The 17,284-nt window shown below is 71.2% G+C and carries 14 protein-coding genes; all 14 read right to left on the bottom strand.

From position 1 onward, the window contains the following. Nucleotides 1-5: 5 nt before the first annotated feature. The 14 genes from rfbC to ACZ7M3_RS48340 are packed head-to-tail and all read right to left on the bottom strand — an operon-like array spanning nt 6 to nt 17,280. A complete protein-coding gene (rfbC, locus tag ACZ7M3_RS48405; RefSeq protein ID WP_472072571.1) occupies nt 6-557 on the bottom strand; it encodes a dTDP-4-dehydrorhamnose 3,5-epimerase in 552 nt (183 codons plus the stop codon). Continuing rightward, a complete protein-coding gene (locus tag ACZ7M3_RS48400; protein WP_472072569.1) occupies nt 554-1,792 on the bottom strand; it encodes a polysaccharide pyruvyl transferase family protein in 1,239 nt (412 codons plus the stop codon). Before ACZ7M3_RS48400 ends, rfbC begins: the two co-directional genes overlap by 4 nt. Next, nucleotides 1,789-2,736, bottom strand: a complete 948-nt coding sequence (locus ACZ7M3_RS48395) for a glycosyltransferase family 2 protein (RefSeq protein WP_472072567.1) — start codon at nt 2,734-2,736, stop codon at nt 1,789-1,791. Before ACZ7M3_RS48395 ends, ACZ7M3_RS48400 begins: the two co-directional genes overlap by 4 nt. After that, entirely contained in the window at nt 2,733-4,040 is a 1,308-nt protein-coding gene (locus tag ACZ7M3_RS48390) for a hypothetical protein (RefSeq protein ID WP_472072565.1), read from the bottom strand. Before ACZ7M3_RS48390 ends, ACZ7M3_RS48395 begins: the two co-directional genes overlap by 4 nt. After that, entirely contained in the window at nt 4,037-5,320 is a 1,284-nt protein-coding gene (locus ACZ7M3_RS48385; RefSeq protein ID WP_472072563.1) for a DUF4910 domain-containing protein, read from the bottom strand. The genes ACZ7M3_RS48390 and ACZ7M3_RS48385 overlap by 4 nt, the downstream gene beginning before the upstream one ends. Further along, on the bottom strand, nt 5,308-6,333 hold the full coding sequence (locus ACZ7M3_RS48380) for an NAD-dependent epimerase/dehydratase family protein (protein ID WP_472072595.1): 1,026 nt from the start codon (nt 6,331-6,333) through the stop codon (nt 5,308-5,310). Before ACZ7M3_RS48380 ends, ACZ7M3_RS48385 begins: the two co-directional genes overlap by 13 nt. Nucleotides 6,334-6,338: 5 nt before the next feature. Then, a complete protein-coding gene (locus ACZ7M3_RS48375) occupies nt 6,339-6,986 on the bottom strand; it encodes a PIG-L deacetylase family protein (RefSeq protein WP_472072561.1) in 648 nt (215 codons plus the stop codon). After that, entirely contained in the window at nt 6,983-7,777 is a 795-nt protein-coding gene (locus tag ACZ7M3_RS48370) for a sugar phosphate nucleotidyltransferase (protein WP_472072559.1), read from the bottom strand. The genes ACZ7M3_RS48375 and ACZ7M3_RS48370 overlap by 4 nt, the downstream gene beginning before the upstream one ends. Then, entirely contained in the window at nt 7,774-9,027 is a 1,254-nt protein-coding gene (locus ACZ7M3_RS48365) for a class I SAM-dependent methyltransferase (protein ID WP_472072557.1), read from the bottom strand. The genes ACZ7M3_RS48370 and ACZ7M3_RS48365 overlap by 4 nt, the downstream gene beginning before the upstream one ends. Further along, a complete protein-coding gene (locus tag ACZ7M3_RS48360; RefSeq protein ID WP_472072555.1) occupies nt 9,024-10,265 on the bottom strand; it encodes a glycosyltransferase in 1,242 nt (413 codons plus the stop codon). Before ACZ7M3_RS48360 ends, ACZ7M3_RS48365 begins: the two co-directional genes overlap by 4 nt. A gap of 2 nt (nt 10,266-10,267) precedes the next feature. Next, nucleotides 10,268-11,557 carry an O-antigen ligase domain-containing protein gene (locus tag ACZ7M3_RS48355; protein WP_472072553.1) on the bottom strand — a complete coding sequence of 430 codons (1,290 nt, stop codon included), beginning with the start codon at nt 11,555-11,557 and terminating at the stop codon, nt 10,268-10,270. A 1-nt stretch (nt 11,558) separates the two neighbouring features. Beyond that, nucleotides 11,559-13,100 carry a right-handed parallel beta-helix repeat-containing protein gene (locus ACZ7M3_RS48350; RefSeq protein WP_472072551.1) on the bottom strand — a complete coding sequence of 514 codons (1,542 nt, stop codon included), beginning with the start codon at nt 13,098-13,100 and terminating at the stop codon, nt 11,559-11,561. Nucleotides 13,101-13,108: 8 nt separating this feature from the next. Further along, nucleotides 13,109-15,076: a heparinase II/III family protein gene (locus ACZ7M3_RS48345; RefSeq protein ID WP_472072549.1), complete on the bottom strand. Its 1,968-nt coding sequence runs from the start codon at nt 15,074-15,076 to the stop codon at nt 13,109-13,111. Next, nucleotides 15,073-17,280 (bottom strand): bi-domain-containing oxidoreductase, encoded by a 2,208-nt coding sequence (locus tag ACZ7M3_RS48340; protein WP_472072548.1) that lies wholly within the window; start codon nt 17,278-17,280, stop codon nt 15,073-15,075. The genes ACZ7M3_RS48345 and ACZ7M3_RS48340 overlap by 4 nt, the downstream gene beginning before the upstream one ends. Nucleotides 17,281-17,284 lie beyond the last annotated feature (4 nt).

Raw genomic sequence — 17,284 nt, 5'->3', positions numbered from 1 at the left:
GGACCTCAGCTTTCTCTGTGCTTCAGGACCTCGGCGAGACTCGGCGCCTCACGGTCCCGTTGGGACATCAGTGCGACCGGCAGCGGCCAGGGAATGGCCAGCTCCGGGTCGTCGAAGGCGATGGTCACGTCCTCGGCCGGATCGTGCGGGCGGTCGATGCGGTACGAGGTGTCGGCGGTGTCGGTCAGTGCCTGAAAACCGTGCGCGCATCCCGCGGGAATGTAAAGAGTTGGTTGTGATTCTCCTGTGAGTTCAAAGGAAACCCAATGGCGGTAAGTCGGTGAATCCGGCCGCAGGTCCACGACGACGTCGAAGATCCGCCCGTACGAGCACCGCACCAACTTGGCCTCGCCGGCGCCGGAACGCAGGTGCAGGCCGCGCACCACGCCCCGGACCGAGCGGGACAGGCTGTCCTGGACGAAGGCGTCCGGGTCGAGGCCCACCGAGCGGACCACGTCGGCGTCGAAGGTGCGGCAGAAGAAGCCGCGTTCGTCGGCGTACGGCGTCGGCTCGAAGAGGTACGCGCCGGTGATCTCCGGGACTTCGGTCGCTTTCATGGAGACTCCTGCCGAGCGTGAGCGTGCGTGTGGTCGGTCGCGGGGAACACGGCCGCGGTCAAGGAGGTGAACTGGTGCTCCAGTTGCCGGGTGGCGGCCAGGTTCCGCTCGGTGAGGATCTGCCGCAGCTCGGCCGATCGCTTCTCCAGCGCCCGGAACTGTTCCAGCAGCCGGTCGGCGTCGACCTCGCGCGCCGGGTGGCAGTAGGCGCCGAGGCCCATCCGGTCCATGAGCGCGTCGCTCTTCGCCGCGTAGCTGAGTGCGAGCACCGGCGTTCCGGTCTTCAGCGCACAGATCAGGTTGTGGTAACGGACCGCCACCACGGTGTCGGCTGTCACCATCTCCTTCATCAGGTCGGCCAGTGAGGCCGGCTCGGCGGCGGTGACCAGCGGTGAGTCCACCGCGTCGAGGATCGCGGCGACCACCGAGGCATCGCACTGGTCGCCGGTGAGCAGCCGGATCGGCCTGCCCTCCTCGACCAGGGTGCGGACGAACCGGATCGTGCCGTCAAGGTAGCGCCCGTAGATCTCGTCGGCCCGGGCGCGGTCGTCGTTGCCGCCGTGGAAGTCCATGACGCCGACGCAGACCGTGCCCGGCACGTCCAAGGGCGCGCTCGCGGGCGGCGCCGGCAGGGAGAACGCCAGGTCCGGGTAGACCTCGTCGCGCGCGGTGTTCACGCCCATCGCCCGCATCGCGTCCCTGGACTGGGCGTCCCGGTAGGACCGGTAGGCGGCCATGCGGCCCGACCAGCGGACCAGGGCGCGGGTGGGCCGGTTGCGGATCTCGGCGGCGCCGACGCTGACCAGCGCGACCCGGGTGCGCGTCAGCCGGCCGCTCGCGCAGAGCAGAAACAGCGAGTACGGGAAGCCCCAGGGCCGTAGCGGCAGGGTGGCTTCCAGGACGCCCATGCCCGGCACGATCACCACGTCGTGGTGGCGTACCCAGGCGGCGGTGCGGAAGATGTCGACGAACTTGCCCAGACCTTTCGACGCGATCGAGCCCAGGCGGGACGCGGTGCGGTACTCGGCGCGGTTCCAGTGCATCCGGGTGGCGGGGATCCCGAACCGGGCCGTCACGGCCTCGGGTCCGCCGCACAGCGCGTCCACGACCGCGTCCGGGTGGTCGGTACGGAGGTAGCCGAGGACGGCTTCGAGCGATCCGTCGTTGCCGAGGTTGCCGGAGCCGAGCAGGCCGAACACCCCGACGCGCACCGGTCGTTGGGGCGCGGAGGTCATGCGTGCCTCCCCTCGCGGCCGGCGACGAGGGCGTCCACGGAGACCGTGAGCTGGGACGGGTCGACCGGGGCGCGGTCCTCGACCCGCTCGCCGGCGCCCGGGCGGACCCGGCTGGTCATCCACGAAGCCAGGTGGCGGTAGCAGGCACGCCGGTCGGCCGGGGACAGCGGTGCCCGCCGGATCGCGGAGGCGAAGCCCCAGACGTACTCGGCGAGCAGCCGGGGCGTCGGGTGCAGCGCGCCTGCCCGGCGCGGGTCCAGGTTGACGCAGCGGGCGCGCTTGGAGGGGTTCGCGCGTTCGGCACGGGTGGGGTGGTCGCGGCGGAAGTACAGGAGTTCCGGGACCTGGTGGAAGCGTCCGTGCAGGGTGATCTCGGCGACGAAGGTGCGGTCCGCGTGGTGGTAGCTGTCCATCGGCTTCACCCGGCGCAGCACGTCGGCCCGGATGACGCCGTAGAAGTCGTCGCCGCCCGGCTCGAAGAGCAGGCTGCGGAAGCGCTCCGGCGCGTGCGGGGAGCCGGTGGCGAGCGTGTACTCGTAGGGCACCGTCACCTGGCCGTCGCCGTCGATGACCGCCTGGTCGGTGTGGGCGAGGATGACGTCCGGCCGCTCGTCCAGTGCTTCTATGCAGCGCCGGATCAGGTCGCGGCCGTAGAGGTCGTCGTGCGAGGCCCACTTGAACAGCTCGCCGCGGGACTCGGCGAACACATGGTTGTGGTTCGGCGTGGCGCCGATGTTCCGGGGCAGGCGGTGGTACCGGATGCGGGAGTCCTGCGCGGCGTACTTGCGGCAGATGTCCTCGGTCCCGTCGGTCGAGGCGTTGTCGGAGACGACCAGTTCGAAGTCCTCGTAGGTCTGGCCGAGCAGGGCGTCGAACGACTCGGCCAGGTACTCCTCGCCGTTGTACACGGGCAGGCCGATGCTCAGCCGCGGTCGGTCGGTCATGCGGTCCTCACTTCGGGGATGGGTTCGCGGTGGCGCTCGCGCAGGGCGGAGCGCAGTTGCAGCCACCACACGGCCGATGCGCTGACGGTCGCGGCGGCGACGCCCCAGGCCGAACCGGACGTGCCGCCGAGGGCCGCCCCGCCGAGCCCGCCGCCGACGTAGCAGGCGGAGGCGAACAGCTGGCAGCGCAGGCTGCGGCGGGCCGCGCCGAGCGCGCGCAGTCCGGCCGCGGCGCCGGTGCCGAGGCCCGCCCCGGCGACGCTGAGGGTGATCTGCACGATGAGGTGCGAGGAGGAGCGCCAGACGTCGCCGAGCGCCAACTCGCCGAGCCGGTCCGGCATCAGCAGCAGCGCCGAGCCCCAGAGCAGCGCTCCGGTGGCCTGTCCCCCGCCGAGGTAGAGGCAGAACCTGCCCAGTCGGTGCGGGGCCTGCCGCAGCACGCGTGCCGCCTCGGGGACGGTGACCAGGGACAGCCCCATCAGTACGGCGAGGAAGGGGCCGAGGAGGAGTTCGGCGCCGCGTACCGCGCCGACCGCGCTCACTCCGACGATCACGCCGAGGCCGTACGCCCGGAGTTGGCTGGCGCCGCTGAGGCTGACGTTCTCGACCAGGTACCGGTAGCCGAGGTCGCGCTGTTCGCGCAGCCAGCCGCGGGCCTGTGCCGTGCGGGGCCGGATGCCGGACTGGACGCAGCCGTATCCCGCCGCGACCGTGGCGGACGCGCCCCAGGCGAGCACGAAGGCGGCCACGGTGTCGACATGGGCCGCCACCACCATGGCCGGGATGAGCGCGATGCCCCAGACGATGTCGTTGACGAAGGCCTTCCGCCCGTCGCCTGCGGCGAAGAACGAGAACCGCCAGGCGTCCTGGAGCAGCAGCCCCGGCATCATGAGACCGAGGGCGGCGAAGGCGGGCCCGACCCGGCCGCCGAGGCCGAGTCCGGCCGCCAGGCAGAGCATTCCGAGGGCCGTGCCGACGCCGAGCGCGGTGCCCGTCGAGCGGGCCACCGCCCCGCGCCAGGACGCCTCGGGTACTCCGCTGAAGCGGACCACGAGCGGGTCGGTGGCCAGGCCCCGGGAGACGTTGAGCACCACGCCGTAGGTCACCCAGGCGAGGCTGAACACGCCGAACGCGGTCACGCCCAGCGAGCGGGCCACGTAGATGCCCACCGCGAAGTTGCTGATGCTGGAGGCCGCCTGGTCGGCCAGTCCCCAGGAGAGCCGGCCGACGAGGGCCCGCTTGGCGGACCGGGCGGGTCTCGCCGTCGTCTGAGGATTCTCCCCGTCGGTGGTCGTCGGTGTCATGTCTTGATCAGTCCGGCCTCGTGCAGGGCGTCGGCCGCGCCGGCGACGCTGTCGAAGGGCAGCCCGGACCGTTCGGCGACGTCCAGCAGACTGTGCTCGCCGTCGGAGAGGTTGAGCACCCAGAGCATGGCCATCTGAGCCTGCTTGGTGTCGCTGCGTCCGCCGAGCGCGTCGTACAACCCGCGCCGGCCCAGCTGGGGTTCGCCGTAGGGGCTGAGGTTGAGGTACCGCCGGTTGCGGTCGAGAACGGTGAACGCCTGGCGGCAGACGGCGAGGGTGTCGGCCATCGCCTCCGGGGAGACGAAGTCCGGATTGTCCGCCGAGGTGTGGTACTCGGGGTAGCCCGCGTACGGGGTCCGGCTGAGCGAGCCCACGCCGAGATTGAACCCGGGTGAGCAGTACTGCCGCTCGTCGTAGCCGTACGGCGTGAACTCGTCGACGCGGTGCGGGCGTTCGGACGATGCCAACACGTGCCGCAGCACCCGGTCGATCTCCGCGTCGCCTCGCCTGCTCTGCTTGTACGTCAGTTGGCCCGTGTCTCCGGCGCAGGCCAGCACGAGGCCGTGCTTGACCCGCTCGATCCGCTCCGCGTTGCGGGCCAGCCAGGTGATCGCCCCGATGGTGCCGGGCGCGTAGATGAACCGGTAGGTGTAGTACGGCGTCTGCCGCGCCAGCGCGCGGGCCAGGAAGGTCGCGACCGCGATGCCGGCCAGGTTGTCGTTGGCCAGCGACGGGTGGCAGGTGTGGCAGGAGACAATGACCTCGTCAGCCACCTGTCCGGGAACGACGTGCTCGGCGTAGGTGAGGTGGCCGTCCGCGAGGGTCGAGTCGATCCGTACCTCGTAGTCGCCGTCCGGCAGCGCGTCCAGGGTGTCCTGCGCCAGGCAGAATCCCCACTCCGGCTTGTAGTAACTCGTGCGGTACGGAACCCAGTTCGGGTGCTCCGGCAGCGTGTGCAGGTGTTCGCGCAGCTCGGTGAGCGGCATGGTCCGCGACACCGGCACGCTGTAGCCGAGCACGTGCAGGCTGGACTCGGCGAAGTCGACGACCCGCCGGCCGGTGCTGTCGGCGATGTACGCGTCCCGAATGTTCCACTCCTGCGGAATCGTCCAGTCGAGCACCTGCGTCCCGGTCGGCACCTCGTGCACCTGCAACGGGACGTACTCGCCGACGATGTCCAGGGTGGCGCGCACACCGTCGCCGGTGATGCTCCGGCAGAGCGGGTACAGCCGCTCCACCAGTGCGTGCATCTCCTCGCCGACCGCTGTCACCGGCGCCACCGCAGGGTGTCGTCGACGGCGCCGGTGTCGGAGGCCGCGCGCAGTACGGCGAGGCGGGTGAAGCGCTGCTCGAAGTCCTCCCGGGTCAGCCCGAACTTCCGGTAGGCGTCGGCGAGTTCGAGCGCTCCCTGCTTCACCGTCCACTCGCAGTCGAAGTCGGGGATCGCGGCGCGGAAGCGGGAGAAGTCCACCCGGTACGAGCGCGGGTCGGCCCCGTTCTCGCCGGTGATCCTCACCTTCGCGCCGGACACCGCCTCGGCGACCTGCTCGGCGATCTCGGCGACGGTGACGTTGTTGATCTCGCTGCCGATGTTGAACGCCCGGTCGTGGACCGCCTCGCGCGGCGCGGTGAGCGCGGCCGTGAAGGCGCGCGCGATGTCGGCGGCGTGCACCAGCGGGCGCCAGGGGGTGCCGTCGGAGAGGACCAGCACCTCGCCGGAAAGGAGCGCGTGGCCCACCAGGTTGTTCAGCACGATGTCGGCGCGCAGCCGGGGCGAGTAGCCGAAGGCGGTGGCGTTGCGCATGAACACCGGGGTGAAGTCGCCGTCGGCCAGCGCGTGCAGGTCGTCCTCCACCCGCACCTTCGACTCCGCGTACGGCGTCACGGGGCGCAGCGGGGCGTCCTCGGTCACCAGGTCGTCGCCGCCGGAGGCGCCGTAGACGGAGCAGGTCGACGCGTACAGGAAGCGTGATACTCCGGCGTCGCGGGCGAGTTGGGCCAGCCGTACGGACGCGTGGTGGTTGATGTCGTAGGTGAGTTCCGGCGCCAGCGAGCCGAGCGGGTCGTTGGAGAGCGCGGCCAGGTGGATCACGGCGTCGACCCCGGCCACGTGCTCGGCGGTGATGTCGCGCAGGTCCACCCGTACGCCCGGCGGGTCGGCGGGCTGCGGGCCGAGGACGGAGTCGGCGAACAGGCCGGCGTCGAGGCCGACGACCTCGTGTCCGGCGGCGGTGAGGACGGGTGCCATCACGGTGCCCAGATATCCCTGGTGTCCGGTCAGTAGTACGCGCAAGGTGTTCAACCCCCCAGGTTGAGCGTGAGTTTGGTGACGGCGAAGGCCTCGGCGTAGCGCGCGTGGCATTCGATACCGCGGATCCGGGCGAGGCCGAGGAAGGCCTCCCGGTCGTACCAGGGCCGGTGCCGCTGCGACGGGTAGTGCTCCTGCAGCAGCCGTACCTTCTCTTCGGCGGTCTCGGTCTCCAGCGGCTGGTAGGCCGCCGGCCGGCCGAGGTCGCCGTCCCACTTGACGATCTCGTAGCCGAGTACGAGGTGGTCGCGGAACGCGGTGGTCATGAGCTTCGCCAGGCCGCGGTGGTCCTGGTGGGCGTCGTCGGTGCGCGGCGCGAGGACCAGTTCCGGCTCGGTCTGCGCGCGCAGTTCCTCGACGGCGGCCTTGGCCTCCTCCCAGTGCGCGGGCAGTCGGCCGTCCGGCAGTTTGTGCACGGTCAGCCGCAGGTCGGCGCCCGGGCAGAAGGCGGTGAGCGCGGCCTGTTCCTCCTGCTCGCGCTCACTGCCGCCGCCGGAGAGCACCAGCGCGTCGACGCGGACGCCCGGTAGGGCCTGGCACAGCGTCAGCAGCGTGCCGCCGGCGCCGATGGCGATGTCGTCGCAGTGCGCGCCCACGGCGACGATCCGGTCCAGACGACCGACCCCGAGCCGGATCACGCGCGCACCCCCGCGACGTCCCGTTCCCACACGGCCCACGGACGGTCGCCCCGGGCGTAGGCCTCGTCGAGCGCGGCCCGCTCCTTCACGGTGTCCGTCGGCTTCCAGAAGCCGCGGTGCTGATGCGCCACCAGCCGCCCTCGCTTGGCCAGTTGGGCGCATCCGTCGGCGACCAGGTCCCCGTTCTCCGGTATGTGGTCGAAGACCTCCTGGCGGAGCACGAAGTAGCCACCGTTCTCCCACAGCGGCAGTTCGCTCACCGCGGTGATGCCTCCCACCAGGCCGTCCTCGCCCAACTCCACACAGTGGAACGACGACTGCGGCGGCACCACCATCATCGACGCACCGGCGTCGCGCCGGGCGAACCGGTCGATCATCTGCGGCAGCGGGGCGTCGGTGAGCACGTCGGCGTAGTTGGCGAGGAACATCTCGTCGCCGTCCAGGTGGTGCCGCACCCGGCGCAGCCGCTCCCCGATGGGCGATTCGATGCCGGTCTGGGCGAAGGTGATCGTCCAGTCGGCGATGTCGGTGGAGAGCAACTCGGTCCGCCCGCCCCGCAGGACGAAGTCGTTGGACACCGTCTCCTCGTAGTTGAGGAAGAAGTCCTTGATGTGGTGGGCCCCGTAGCCGAGGCACAGGATGAACTCCTTGTGCCCGAAGTGCGCGTAGTAGCGCATGACATGCCAGATCAAAGGTCTCGGCCCGACCATGGCCATCGGCTTGGGGACGTCGTCGGAGGTTCCGTTGCGCATGCGCATCCCGTAACCGCCGCAGAACAGGACGACCTTCATGCTGTGACCTCTTTCGACTGCGCGACCTCGACAATGCTCAGTTCCGGGATCGGGAAGACCAGCCGACCGCCCCAGTCGTGGACGAAGGACAGCTGCTCGACCAGCTCGGTCCGCAGGTTCCACGGGAGGACGAGGACGTAGTCCGGCTTGTCGGCGGCTATCTGCTCGGGCGGCAGGATCGGGATGCGGGTGCCCGGGGTGAACCTGCCGTGCTTATACGGGTTGCGGTCGACCGTGTACGCGAGCAGGTCGGGCCGGATACCGCAGTGGTTGAGCAGGGTGTTGCCTTTGCCCGGGGCGCCGTAGCCGACGACCGTCTCGCCGCGCTCGGCCGCTTCGATGAGGAACCGCAGCAGATCTCGGCGCACCTTGGCCACTCGGGCGGAGAACTCGGTGTACCCGGACAGCTCCTGGAGCCCGGCGGCCTTCTCCCGGGCCAGCACGTCGGCCACCCGCTGCGACGGCTCCCCTGCCACCTCGGCCGGCCGGGCCCACAGGCGGATGGAGCCGCCGTGCGTGGGCAGCAACTCGACGTCCACGAGCGCGAGTCCGCCGCTGGCAAGGGCCCGGATCGCGGACGCGACCGTGTAGTACTGGAAGTGCTCGTGGTAGATCGTGTCGTACTGGTTCTCCTCGATCAGGGTCAGCAGGTGCTGCACCTCGATGGAGACCCAGCCGTCGTCGGCGACCAGGGCGCGGAGCCCCTGGGTGAACCCGACCACGTCGGGGATGTGCGCGTACACGTTGTTGGCCACGACCAGGTCCGCCGGGCCGTGCTCGGCGCGGGCCGCCGAGCCGGTGTCGGGGCTCAGGAACTCCGTGAACGTGGGCACACCGGCCTCCCGCGCCGCGGCACCGACGTTCACCGACGGCTCGATGCCCAGGCAGCGGATCCCCCGGTCCACCACGTGCCGCAGCAGGTACCCGTCGTTGCTCGCGACCTCGACCACGAAGGCGTCGGAACCGAGGGCGAGGCGCTGTACGGCGTCGGCGACGAACGTCCGCGCGTGCTCCACCCAGGAGGTCGAGTACGAGGAGAAGTACGCGTACTCCTTGAACGTCTCCTCCGGCGTGATCAGCGGCGGGATCTGCGCGAGCCAGCAGTCGGTGCAGACCCGCAGGTGCAGCGGGTACGCAGGCTCCGGCCGGTCCAGTTGGGCCGCGGCGAGAAAGCTCTCACACGGTGGCGTCGCCCCAAGGTCGACGACGCTCGTCATCGCTTCCGAGCCGCAGAGTCGGCATCGTGTCATCTGCTGTCCCCATCCCCCCTGCTCGCGCGGGTGTCCCCACCACGAGCCAGTGCTGACCGACCCGCGATCGCGGTGCGGTACTCCTCCATCAGGCGCTCCAGGCCGACGGCCGGGCTGAAACCCTGCTCGTAACGGCGCCGGGCCGCCTGGCCCATCTCCTGGTTGCGGGCCGGCTCGGCCGCGATCCGGCGTATGCGGGACGCGAGCGAGGCTGCCTCACCCGGCCGGTGCAGCAGCCCGGTGACGCCGTCCTCGACGAGTTCGACGAAGGCGCCGTGACCGGCGGCGACGGTCGGGACCCCGGCCGCCATCGCCTCCACGACCACCAGGCCGAACGCCTCCAGCCACGTCGAGGGAGCCACCACGGCTACCGACCGCGCGATGGCCTTTCGGCACTCCGCCGGGTCCAACAGGCCGACGTAGCGCACGTCGTCCCGGCCCGCCGCCCAGGCGGTCACCTCTCGTTCCAGCGGCCCCGTGCCGGCGATCACGAGCGGGACGCCCACACCGCCGCTCGCCGCTATCTCGTCCCACGCGGCCATGAGCAGCCGCACTCCCTTGGCCTCAGCGAGCCGGCCGAGATAGAGCAACTGCTCTCCCCCGCCTTCCCGGCGCGTGTCCGGTTCGGGCACGAAGTTGTGCTTCACCGCAAGCCGTTCGGCCGGCATGCCGGACCGCACCAGCACCTCGCGCTGCGCCGCGGAGATGCACAGGAACCGCTCCACGCCGGTCCACCACCGCCGCCGGTTGACCGACAGGCTGACCGCGAGCGGCACCGTCGCGAGGCGGGAGTTGCGGTAGCAGCCGTGCCGGACGGCGGGCAGTGGCGTCGACCCGACACACTCGGTGCACGGTCGGCCGTCCCGCTGCAACGTGCCGGGCGGGCACACCTGGGTGTAGTTGTGCAGCGTGGCGACGGCGGGCACACCGGCGTCGGCACAGGCGGCGAGGACCGCGGGCGACAGGAGCGGGAACACGTTGTGGACGTGCACCACGTCCGGCCGCTCGGCGCGCAGCCGGGCGGCGAGCTCCGTGCGCACCCCCGGATTCCACGGCACGAGGAGCGGCACGGCGACCTTGCCGAGGAGGGACCGGGCGGCGATGTCGTCGCTGCGCCGCTCGAACACCTCGACCCGGTGGCCGGCCGCGCGCAGCAGCTCCACCTCCTGGTCGACGACCTTGTTCTCCCCGCTCGGCTGCGCCGAGGCGTAGCGGTTGTGCACCACGAGGACGTGCATGGTCAGGTCACCTCCGATCTACGGGCCCAGCGCGGGACGTGCCGTCGAGGGGCTTCGGGCAGCGCGAGCGGAGCGGCCTGGGCGGGGGCCGCCAACAGCGAGGCGGCCAGGGCCAGATGGAGCAGATACGGCGAGGCGTCGCCGAGGCCGGCCTCGGTGTACGAGGCGATCGCGCAGTAGCTGATCAGGAAGATCGCGCAGGCCCGCTGCAGGGACGGCGGGCGCAGCAGCGCGACGCCGCCCAGCACGACGGTGATCACCGCGACGAGGGTGACACCGATCAGACCCTGCTCGTTGTAGACGGCCAGCCAGCTGTTGTCGATCGGCAGCCCGCCGAACGACTTGTCTCCCAGGCCCACTCCGAACAGCTTCTCCGAGGTGGACCGGGGCTCGGCCAGCAGGGCGTTCCAGACCTTGGCCCGGCCGGTGAGACTGGAGAAGTTCTCCTGGCTCTGTCCGCGCAGGAACCAGGTCTGCAGCGCGGAGGCGAAGCCGACCGCGGCCACCACCGAGCACAGCACGGCCCAGGTGAAGAACCCGCGGGCCGCGGCGCTGGTCAGGACGAGCGAGCCGATCGCCAGCGCCAGCCCGAGCAGCAGGCCGAGCGTGGCTGTCCGGGTGTGGGTCAGCGCGAGCAGCACCAGCGACGGCACGATGACCAGCACGGCGCTGGTCCGGTCGGTCCGCCTGCCGATGACGAGCAGCACGGTGAGCCCGATGATCACCGCCGCGTACTGCCCGATCTGCGGCGGGGTGAGCGGCCACAGCGCGCCGACGAGGCGTCCGCCGTAGAGGTCAGGCAGGGCCTTGCCCGGGGAGACGACCAGGCCGAGGGCCACCGAGCCGAGGACCGCGAAGTACGCCCGGATGTGGTAGCGGACGAACGTGAGGCTGCCGTCCCACCAGCGGCTGAGCAGCCACAGGGTGCCGACGAAGAGAGTCAGCCGGAAGCAGCGGAACAGCGCGCCCGTCCCGGACTCCAGGCTCGCGCTGGAGATCGCGCTGGACACCAGCAGCAGGGTGAGCAGCAGCACGTAGGCGCTGGCTCTGATGCGCACCCGCTGGTTGACCACGAGTGCCAGCGCGAACGCGGCGACCAGTGAGCCCATGGTGACCATCTGGATGAGGGAGCGGGGCAGCGGGACGATGGTCTTCGCCCCGGCGGAGCCGAGCGTGTTGAGGACCAGCAGCCCCCAGGCGATCCCGACGGTCTTCGGTGTGCCGGCCGGGCGCGGTTCGGCGCCGGGCAGCGTCCCCGCCGTGTCCGGTCCGCGCGTCAGGTTCTCACCCATCTCAACCACCGGCCTGTAGGTCGAGGGTGCTGCCCTTGTCCTGCTCGTACGGCGTCGCCTGCCACTGCCCGAAGTCGAGCACCCGGCTCTGGTCCTCGGCGACGAACTTCCACGGCCCGACGTAGACGTTGTCGTGCCAGCGGTTGTGCTGCTGCTCGGTGATGGCGTCGGCCACCCCTTCGCCGTGGTACGGGGACCAGTCCGGATAGGTGCCGTAGTTGGACAGCACCGCCATGCGGTCGCACATCACCGTGCACTTGACGACGGACTCGTCGAGCACGAAGCGGTTGTCGTGGATGTCCACCCGCTGGGTCTTCCATCGGCAGTCCGAGTAGAGCGGCGCCTTGGCGATCGCCGGTCTCACACAGCTGCTGGTCTTCTTCACCAGCAGGGTGCAGTCACCGGACGAGGTGTTGGCCGGGCTGTTGCAGAAACGGTCGGCGTTTTCCCACAGGGTGATCCCGGACCAGTTGTTCTCCAACACGTTCCCGTAGATCTCGATCCTGTTGGTGCGGGCTCGGATCCGTGGTTCGCCGCCGGACTCGGACAGGTAGACGGTCGCGAACGGAAAGGTGTCGCCGCTGTCGGCTCCCTTTCGGCCCTCGACCCAGTTGTTCCGCCGGATCGTGTTGTTCCGGATGACCGCGTTGTAGCTGATCTCGTAGATCAGCGCGGCACCGTCGTTGTCCTCGAGCACGTTGTTCTCGATGCGGAAGTCGTTGTTGTTGGTGTCCGCCCACAACCCGGTTCCGCGGTTGTCGTGCACCCAGTTGCCGCGTACGTCGGCGCCGTTGACGGCCCAGAACTTGATGCCTCCGGTGCAGCCGCAGCCCTTCCGCCGCCGCTCCCAGTCGCCGGTGTTGTTGCCCACGATCTCGTTGCCCTCGACCACCAGGCCGTTGATGCGGCCGTTGGCCTTGTACGCGTTCATGCCGTACTGGCCGTTGTCGCGCAGGCAGCTGGCGCGGACCTGCTGGCGGGCACCGGCCATCAGCCCGGCGCCGGAGTTGTCCTTGATCGTCGCGTGCTCGATCACCCACCCGTCGGCCGAGTCATGGTTGACCACGCCTTCGTCGGGCGGCGCCACGAAACGTTGCACGGTCAGGTAGCGGATGGCGACGTCGCGGGCGCTGCCGGCGAACGCGTACTGGTTCTTCTCCCGGCCGTCGAGCACGGCGCCCGGTGCACCGAGGTAGCGGTCCCCCTCCTTCGGGATGACCTGGGCGTAGCGGTCCGGGTCGAGCCTGTGCTTGCCCGGCTTGAGCCAGAACGTGGTGTTCGGAGGGCTGCTCTTGGTCTTCGCTGCCAGGTCACCGACCACCGCGGGGTCGACCGTCACCGCGCCCGCCGGTGCCTTCGCCGGCCCGGCCGCGGGCTCGGCGCACACCCGGGCCACGGATCGGGCCGCGGACGTGGCGGACGTGGATGGCGCGGCCTTCGACTCCGACTTGGTTCCCGAAGTGCTCTCACAGCCGGTCGTCGCCAGCAGGGCCAGCGCCAGCGGTGCCACCGCCAACGCCCAGTGCCGCCTCTTGATCCCCACGCGCCCCCCTAGCCGCGGAACCTGAGGACGGTGGTGAACCCCTCCGCGCCATCGGCGAAGCCGGTGCCGACCAGCGTGGTGGTGGGTTCCTTGCGCCCGAAGCCGGCGGAGTACCAGCCCAACGGCGGGTCGATCTCGCCGCGATGCGCCCGCCAGGACAGCTGCCCGGGCAGGTCGAGCTCCGCGGAGCGGTCCTCGCCGTCCCGGGTCCAGGTGAGCACGGCCCGGTTGTCCGCCAGGTCCGCGGCGATCGCCGGGCCGAGGTGGAACGCCAGCTGCACGGCCCCGCTCGGGCCGCGCACCTCGTCCACCACCTTCAGCTCCTTGGCTGCGGCCGTCAGTTCCACCCGGCGGCGGTGCACGGAGCTCCGGTAACCGTCGTGCTCAGCACACCAGCGGGCCACACCCTCGTCGGATGCGTCCGCGACCAGGACGCGGCTGCGGGCCTGCCGGGTCCACAGGAACGGGCCGCCGGAGACGGACTGGTCACTGCCGTCCAGTTGCAGGGTGTTGTGACCGAGGGTCGACCGGAAGTACTGGCGCCACTCGGGTTGCCCGTGGTAGCAGAACGTCCCCGGGTCGGCGAGCACGTCGACCCCGTCGTGCCGGACCTCCACGGACAGCGCGTCCGCGTGGGCATGCGCGGCGATGGACAGGAAGCCGTGCGGACCACCGTCGCAGCGGCACCAGATCTCTCCCGGACCGCGCAGGACGGTGAGCCCCGCGTCGGCGAAGTGGGCCGGGCGGCTTGCCGGGCGGGTCACGGCCGGTGCTGTTCCACTTGCCGAGTACGGCCGGATGAGCGCGGCCAGCAGCGGGGTGCGCACATCGGTGCCGGTCACCGTCGGCCACCATGCGAGCCGGCCGAACACGGCGTCGCCGGTGGCCAGCAGCGAGGCCCAGCGGTCGGTGCCCGCGCCGTCCACGACGAGACCGTGTCCGTCGTCCGCGTCCCCCTGGCGCGGCGGCCGTAGCCGGCTGTCCACGACGGCCGCGAGCGCGTCGGTCATCCGCAGCAGCACCAGCCGGATCGACGCGGGGACCGGCACGCCGGCGGCATCCGCCTCGGCCACCGCGGCCAGGCCGAGCTCCAGCACAAGTCCGTGATACTCGGTGGCCAGCTCGCGGTTGAGGCCGGAGTCGAAGGTGTTGCCGCGCAGATGCCGCTCCAGCGACCGCAGCGCGCCGGCTCGCCAACGCGCCGAGGAGGGGAACCACCCGAACGCGCAGGCTGCGGCGAACTGCCCGGCGGCCTCGGCGATGACGTGGTTGTTCGCCGAAGACCCCCGGCTGGGGAAGGCGGCCAGCCAGCGCTGGTGGTGCCAGATCTGGTTCAGCGCCATCGGGTTGCCCTCGAACAGCCCGGCCGCGCCCGGCCAGCCGTCGAGCAGCCGGCGGATCCACACCCAGGACAGCAGCCGGATGCCCAGCTCGATGCCGCTGATCCAGTGCACGCCGCGCAGCGGTGGGTTGGCCGCCCACCACGAGCGCAGGTGCTCGGCCACGCGCTCGGCGTACCGCTCGTTCCCGGTGATCGCGTAGGCGGCGGCGAGCACGGTGAGGTACTGATGCCGGGACAGCTCCCAGATCTGCTTGATGTCGCCGACCGCGTCCTCGTTCCGGTACGGCACGTCGAAGGCGTAGCCCCACGGAGCCCGGCGCCCGGTCTTCGGGTCGCACCACCAGTCCGGGTCGGTCAGGTCGTCGCGGACCACCCCGAAATACTCGACGTGCCCGTACATCAGTCGGTCCGCCTCGGCGATGAGACGTTTCGCGGCGTCCGGAGGTACGGCGGCGATCGTCCCGGTGGGCAGCACCGCGGTGAACCGGGCGCCGGTCACGCTCGGGCAGTCCGGCCGGGCGGACCGCCACCGCCGTCTGCGCACCGTGTCGGCCGCCCGGCCCGCGACCTCCCGCGGTCCCATCCGGGACAGCCGCCGCAGGTACCAGCCCGGACTCCCCGAGTTCACAGTCATCGGGCCCTCGCCAGCGTCACCGGCGCGCCGCCGGCCAGGCCGGTCTGCACGGCGAGGGTGGCCGCCGTGGTGGCGACCAGCGACTCGAGCGGCACCGGCATCGGCCCGCCGGTCCGTACGGCCTTGATGAACGCGGCCAGTTCGGCGTTCTGGCCCTTGTCCCGGGCCTTGGGCAGCCGCGAGCTGACCCACTTCTTGCGGCCGACCCCCCCTTCTACGAACACCGAGGCACGGACGAAGTCGTCGAGCCGCAGCACCTTGCCGTCCGCGATGAGGTCCAGTGTCTCCTTGGGGAAGCCGGCCGCGCCGGTGGTGACGTAGCTGATGGTGGCGGTGGACCCGTCCGGGTAGCGCAGGACGACCTGTAGGTCCTCGTTGCCGGGCGCGGCTGTCGCGTACACCGAGACCGGGTCGGCGTCCAGCAGCCAGCTCGCTGTGTCGATGAAGTGGCCGCCCTCGCCGGCGAACCGCGAGCCCTCGGTGCCCTGTTGGAGGTACCAGCTGCCGTGCTGCAGCCGGCCCGCGTTGACCAGGTAGCGCAGGCTCGCCGGACCGGTCCGGGCGCCGAACCGCTTCCTGGCCTCCTGCAGCAGCGGCGCGAACCGGCGGTTGAAGCCCACCTGCAGCCGGTCGTTGCCGGACTCCTCCACCGCCGCGAGTACGTCGGCCAGCTCGTCCTCGGTGAGCGCCAACGGCTTCTCCACGAACACCGTCTTGCCGGCCAGCAGTGCTCTCCGGGTCAGTTCGGCGTGCGAGCTGTGCCGGGTGACCACGAACACCGCGTCGATGGACTTGTCGCCGAGCACGGCGTCGAGATCGGTGGTCGCCTCGGCGAAGCCGAACTTCCGCTGCGCGTTGGCCGCGGACAGCGCCGTCGTGGTGACGACCGTGGACAACTCGACGCCTTCGCGCCCTGCCAGGTGCGGCAGCAGCATCGACGTCGCGTAGTTTCCCGCGCCGACGAACGCGAGGCGCACCGGAGCCTTGGCGGACCGGGCCGGAGTGGGCGCCTTGCCGCCGGATCGCTTCACCGCGGGCACGGCGACGGCCGGAACCTCGGCCTCCGCCGCTTCCTCTTTCTGCTCGGGGTACCGGAACAGCACGGCCACGGCCTTCAGTTCGCCGTCCTTCAGGCGCTGGTACGTCTCGACGGCGTCGTCGAACTCGGCGATGTGGGAGACCAGGGGTTCCACGTCGACGCTGCCGCGGGCGAGGAGATCGAGGAAGCACGCCAGGTTGCGGCGCTCGGTCCAGCGCACGTAGCCGATCGGGTAGTCGCGGCCCTCCAGCTCGTACTCCGGGTCGTAGCGCCCGGGGCCGTACGAGCGCGAGAAGCGGACGTCGAGTTCCTTCTCGTAGTACGCGTTCCACGGCAGGTCCAGGCGGCACTTGCCGATGTCGACGACCCGGCCGCGGTCCCGGCAGAGCCGGGCGGCCAGCTCGACGGGCTGGTTGCTGCCGCCGCCGGCGGCCAGGAACACCTGGTCCACGCCGTGCCCGCCGGTGAGTTCGGCGACGGCCGCCTCCACGGCCGCGGAGGCGGGATCCCCGCAGGCCGCGGCGCCCAGGCGCTCGGCGAGCTCGCAGCGCACCGGGTCGGGGTCGGCTCCGACCACGCGGACTCCCGCGGCGGCGAGGAGCTGCACCACCAGTTGCCCGATCAGCCCAAGACCGATGACCAGCGCCACCTCGCCGAGCTGCGGCTCGCCCTGGCGAACGCCCTGCATCGCGATCGACCCGACGGTGCCGAAGGCCGCGTGCCGCGGCGCGAGGCCGTCCGGCACCCGGGCGTAGAGGTTCCTCGGCACCCAGTTCAGCTCGGCGTGCAGCGCGTGCTCGTTGCCGGCGCAGGCCACGAGGTCGCCGACCTTCACGTCGTCGATCCCGGCGCCGACCTGCTCGACCACCCCGCACAGCGAGTAGCCCAGCGGCGTGTAGGAGTCCAGCTTGCCCATCACCTTGCGGTAGGTGGCGGGCACCCCGTTGGTGGCCACGCTCTGCATGACCTTGGCCACCTGGTCCGGCCGGGAGCGGGCCTTGCCCAGCATCGACATGCCGGCCTCGGACACCTTCATGAGCTCGGTTCCGGTGGATATCAGCGAGAAGGCGCTGCGGACCAGCACACCGCCCGGCTTGCACCCCGGCTCCGGCACGTCGAGCACCGCCAGCTCGCCGCTCTTGTAGTTCTGTACGACCTGCTTCACCCGA

It is taken from the genome of Streptomyces sp. NPDC111656, assembly GCF_055656965.1.
Note: the sequence above shows the minus strand (reverse complement) of the source record. Positions and strands in the feature narration are given on the sequence as shown.

Excerpts from the sequence above, each read along its gene's own strand:
- ACZ7M3_RS48365 (WP_472072557.1), bottom strand. The coding sequence starts at position 9,027 with ATGACACGATGCCGACTCTGCGGCTCGGAAGCGATGACGAGCGTCGTC.
- ACZ7M3_RS48355 (WP_472072553.1), bottom strand. The coding sequence starts at position 11,557 with ATGGGTGAGAACCTGACGCGCGGACCGGACACGGCGGGGACGCTGCCC.
- ACZ7M3_RS48360 (WP_472072555.1), bottom strand. The coding sequence starts at position 10,265 with ATGCACGTCCTCGTGGTGCACAACCGCTACGCCTCGGCGCAGCCGAGC.
- ACZ7M3_RS48395 (WP_472072567.1), bottom strand. The coding sequence starts at position 2,736 with ATGACCGACCGACCGCGGCTGAGCATCGGCCTGCCCGTGTACAACGGC.
- ACZ7M3_RS48370 (WP_472072559.1), bottom strand. The coding sequence starts at position 7,777 with ATGAAGGTCGTCCTGTTCTGCGGCGGTTACGGGATGCGCATGCGCAAC.
- ACZ7M3_RS48400 (WP_472072569.1), bottom strand. The coding sequence starts at position 1,792 with ATGACCTCCGCGCCCCAACGACCGGTGCGCGTCGGGGTGTTCGGCCTG.
- rfbC (WP_472072571.1), bottom strand. The coding sequence starts at position 557 with ATGAAAGCGACCGAAGTCCCGGAGATCACCGGCGCGTACCTCTTCGAG.
- ACZ7M3_RS48390 (WP_472072565.1), bottom strand. The coding sequence starts at position 4,040 with ATGACACCGACGACCACCGACGGGGAGAATCCTCAGACGACGGCGAGA.
- ACZ7M3_RS48345 (WP_472072549.1), bottom strand. The coding sequence starts at position 15,076 with ATGACTGTGAACTCGGGGAGTCCGGGCTGGTACCTGCGGCGGCTGTCC.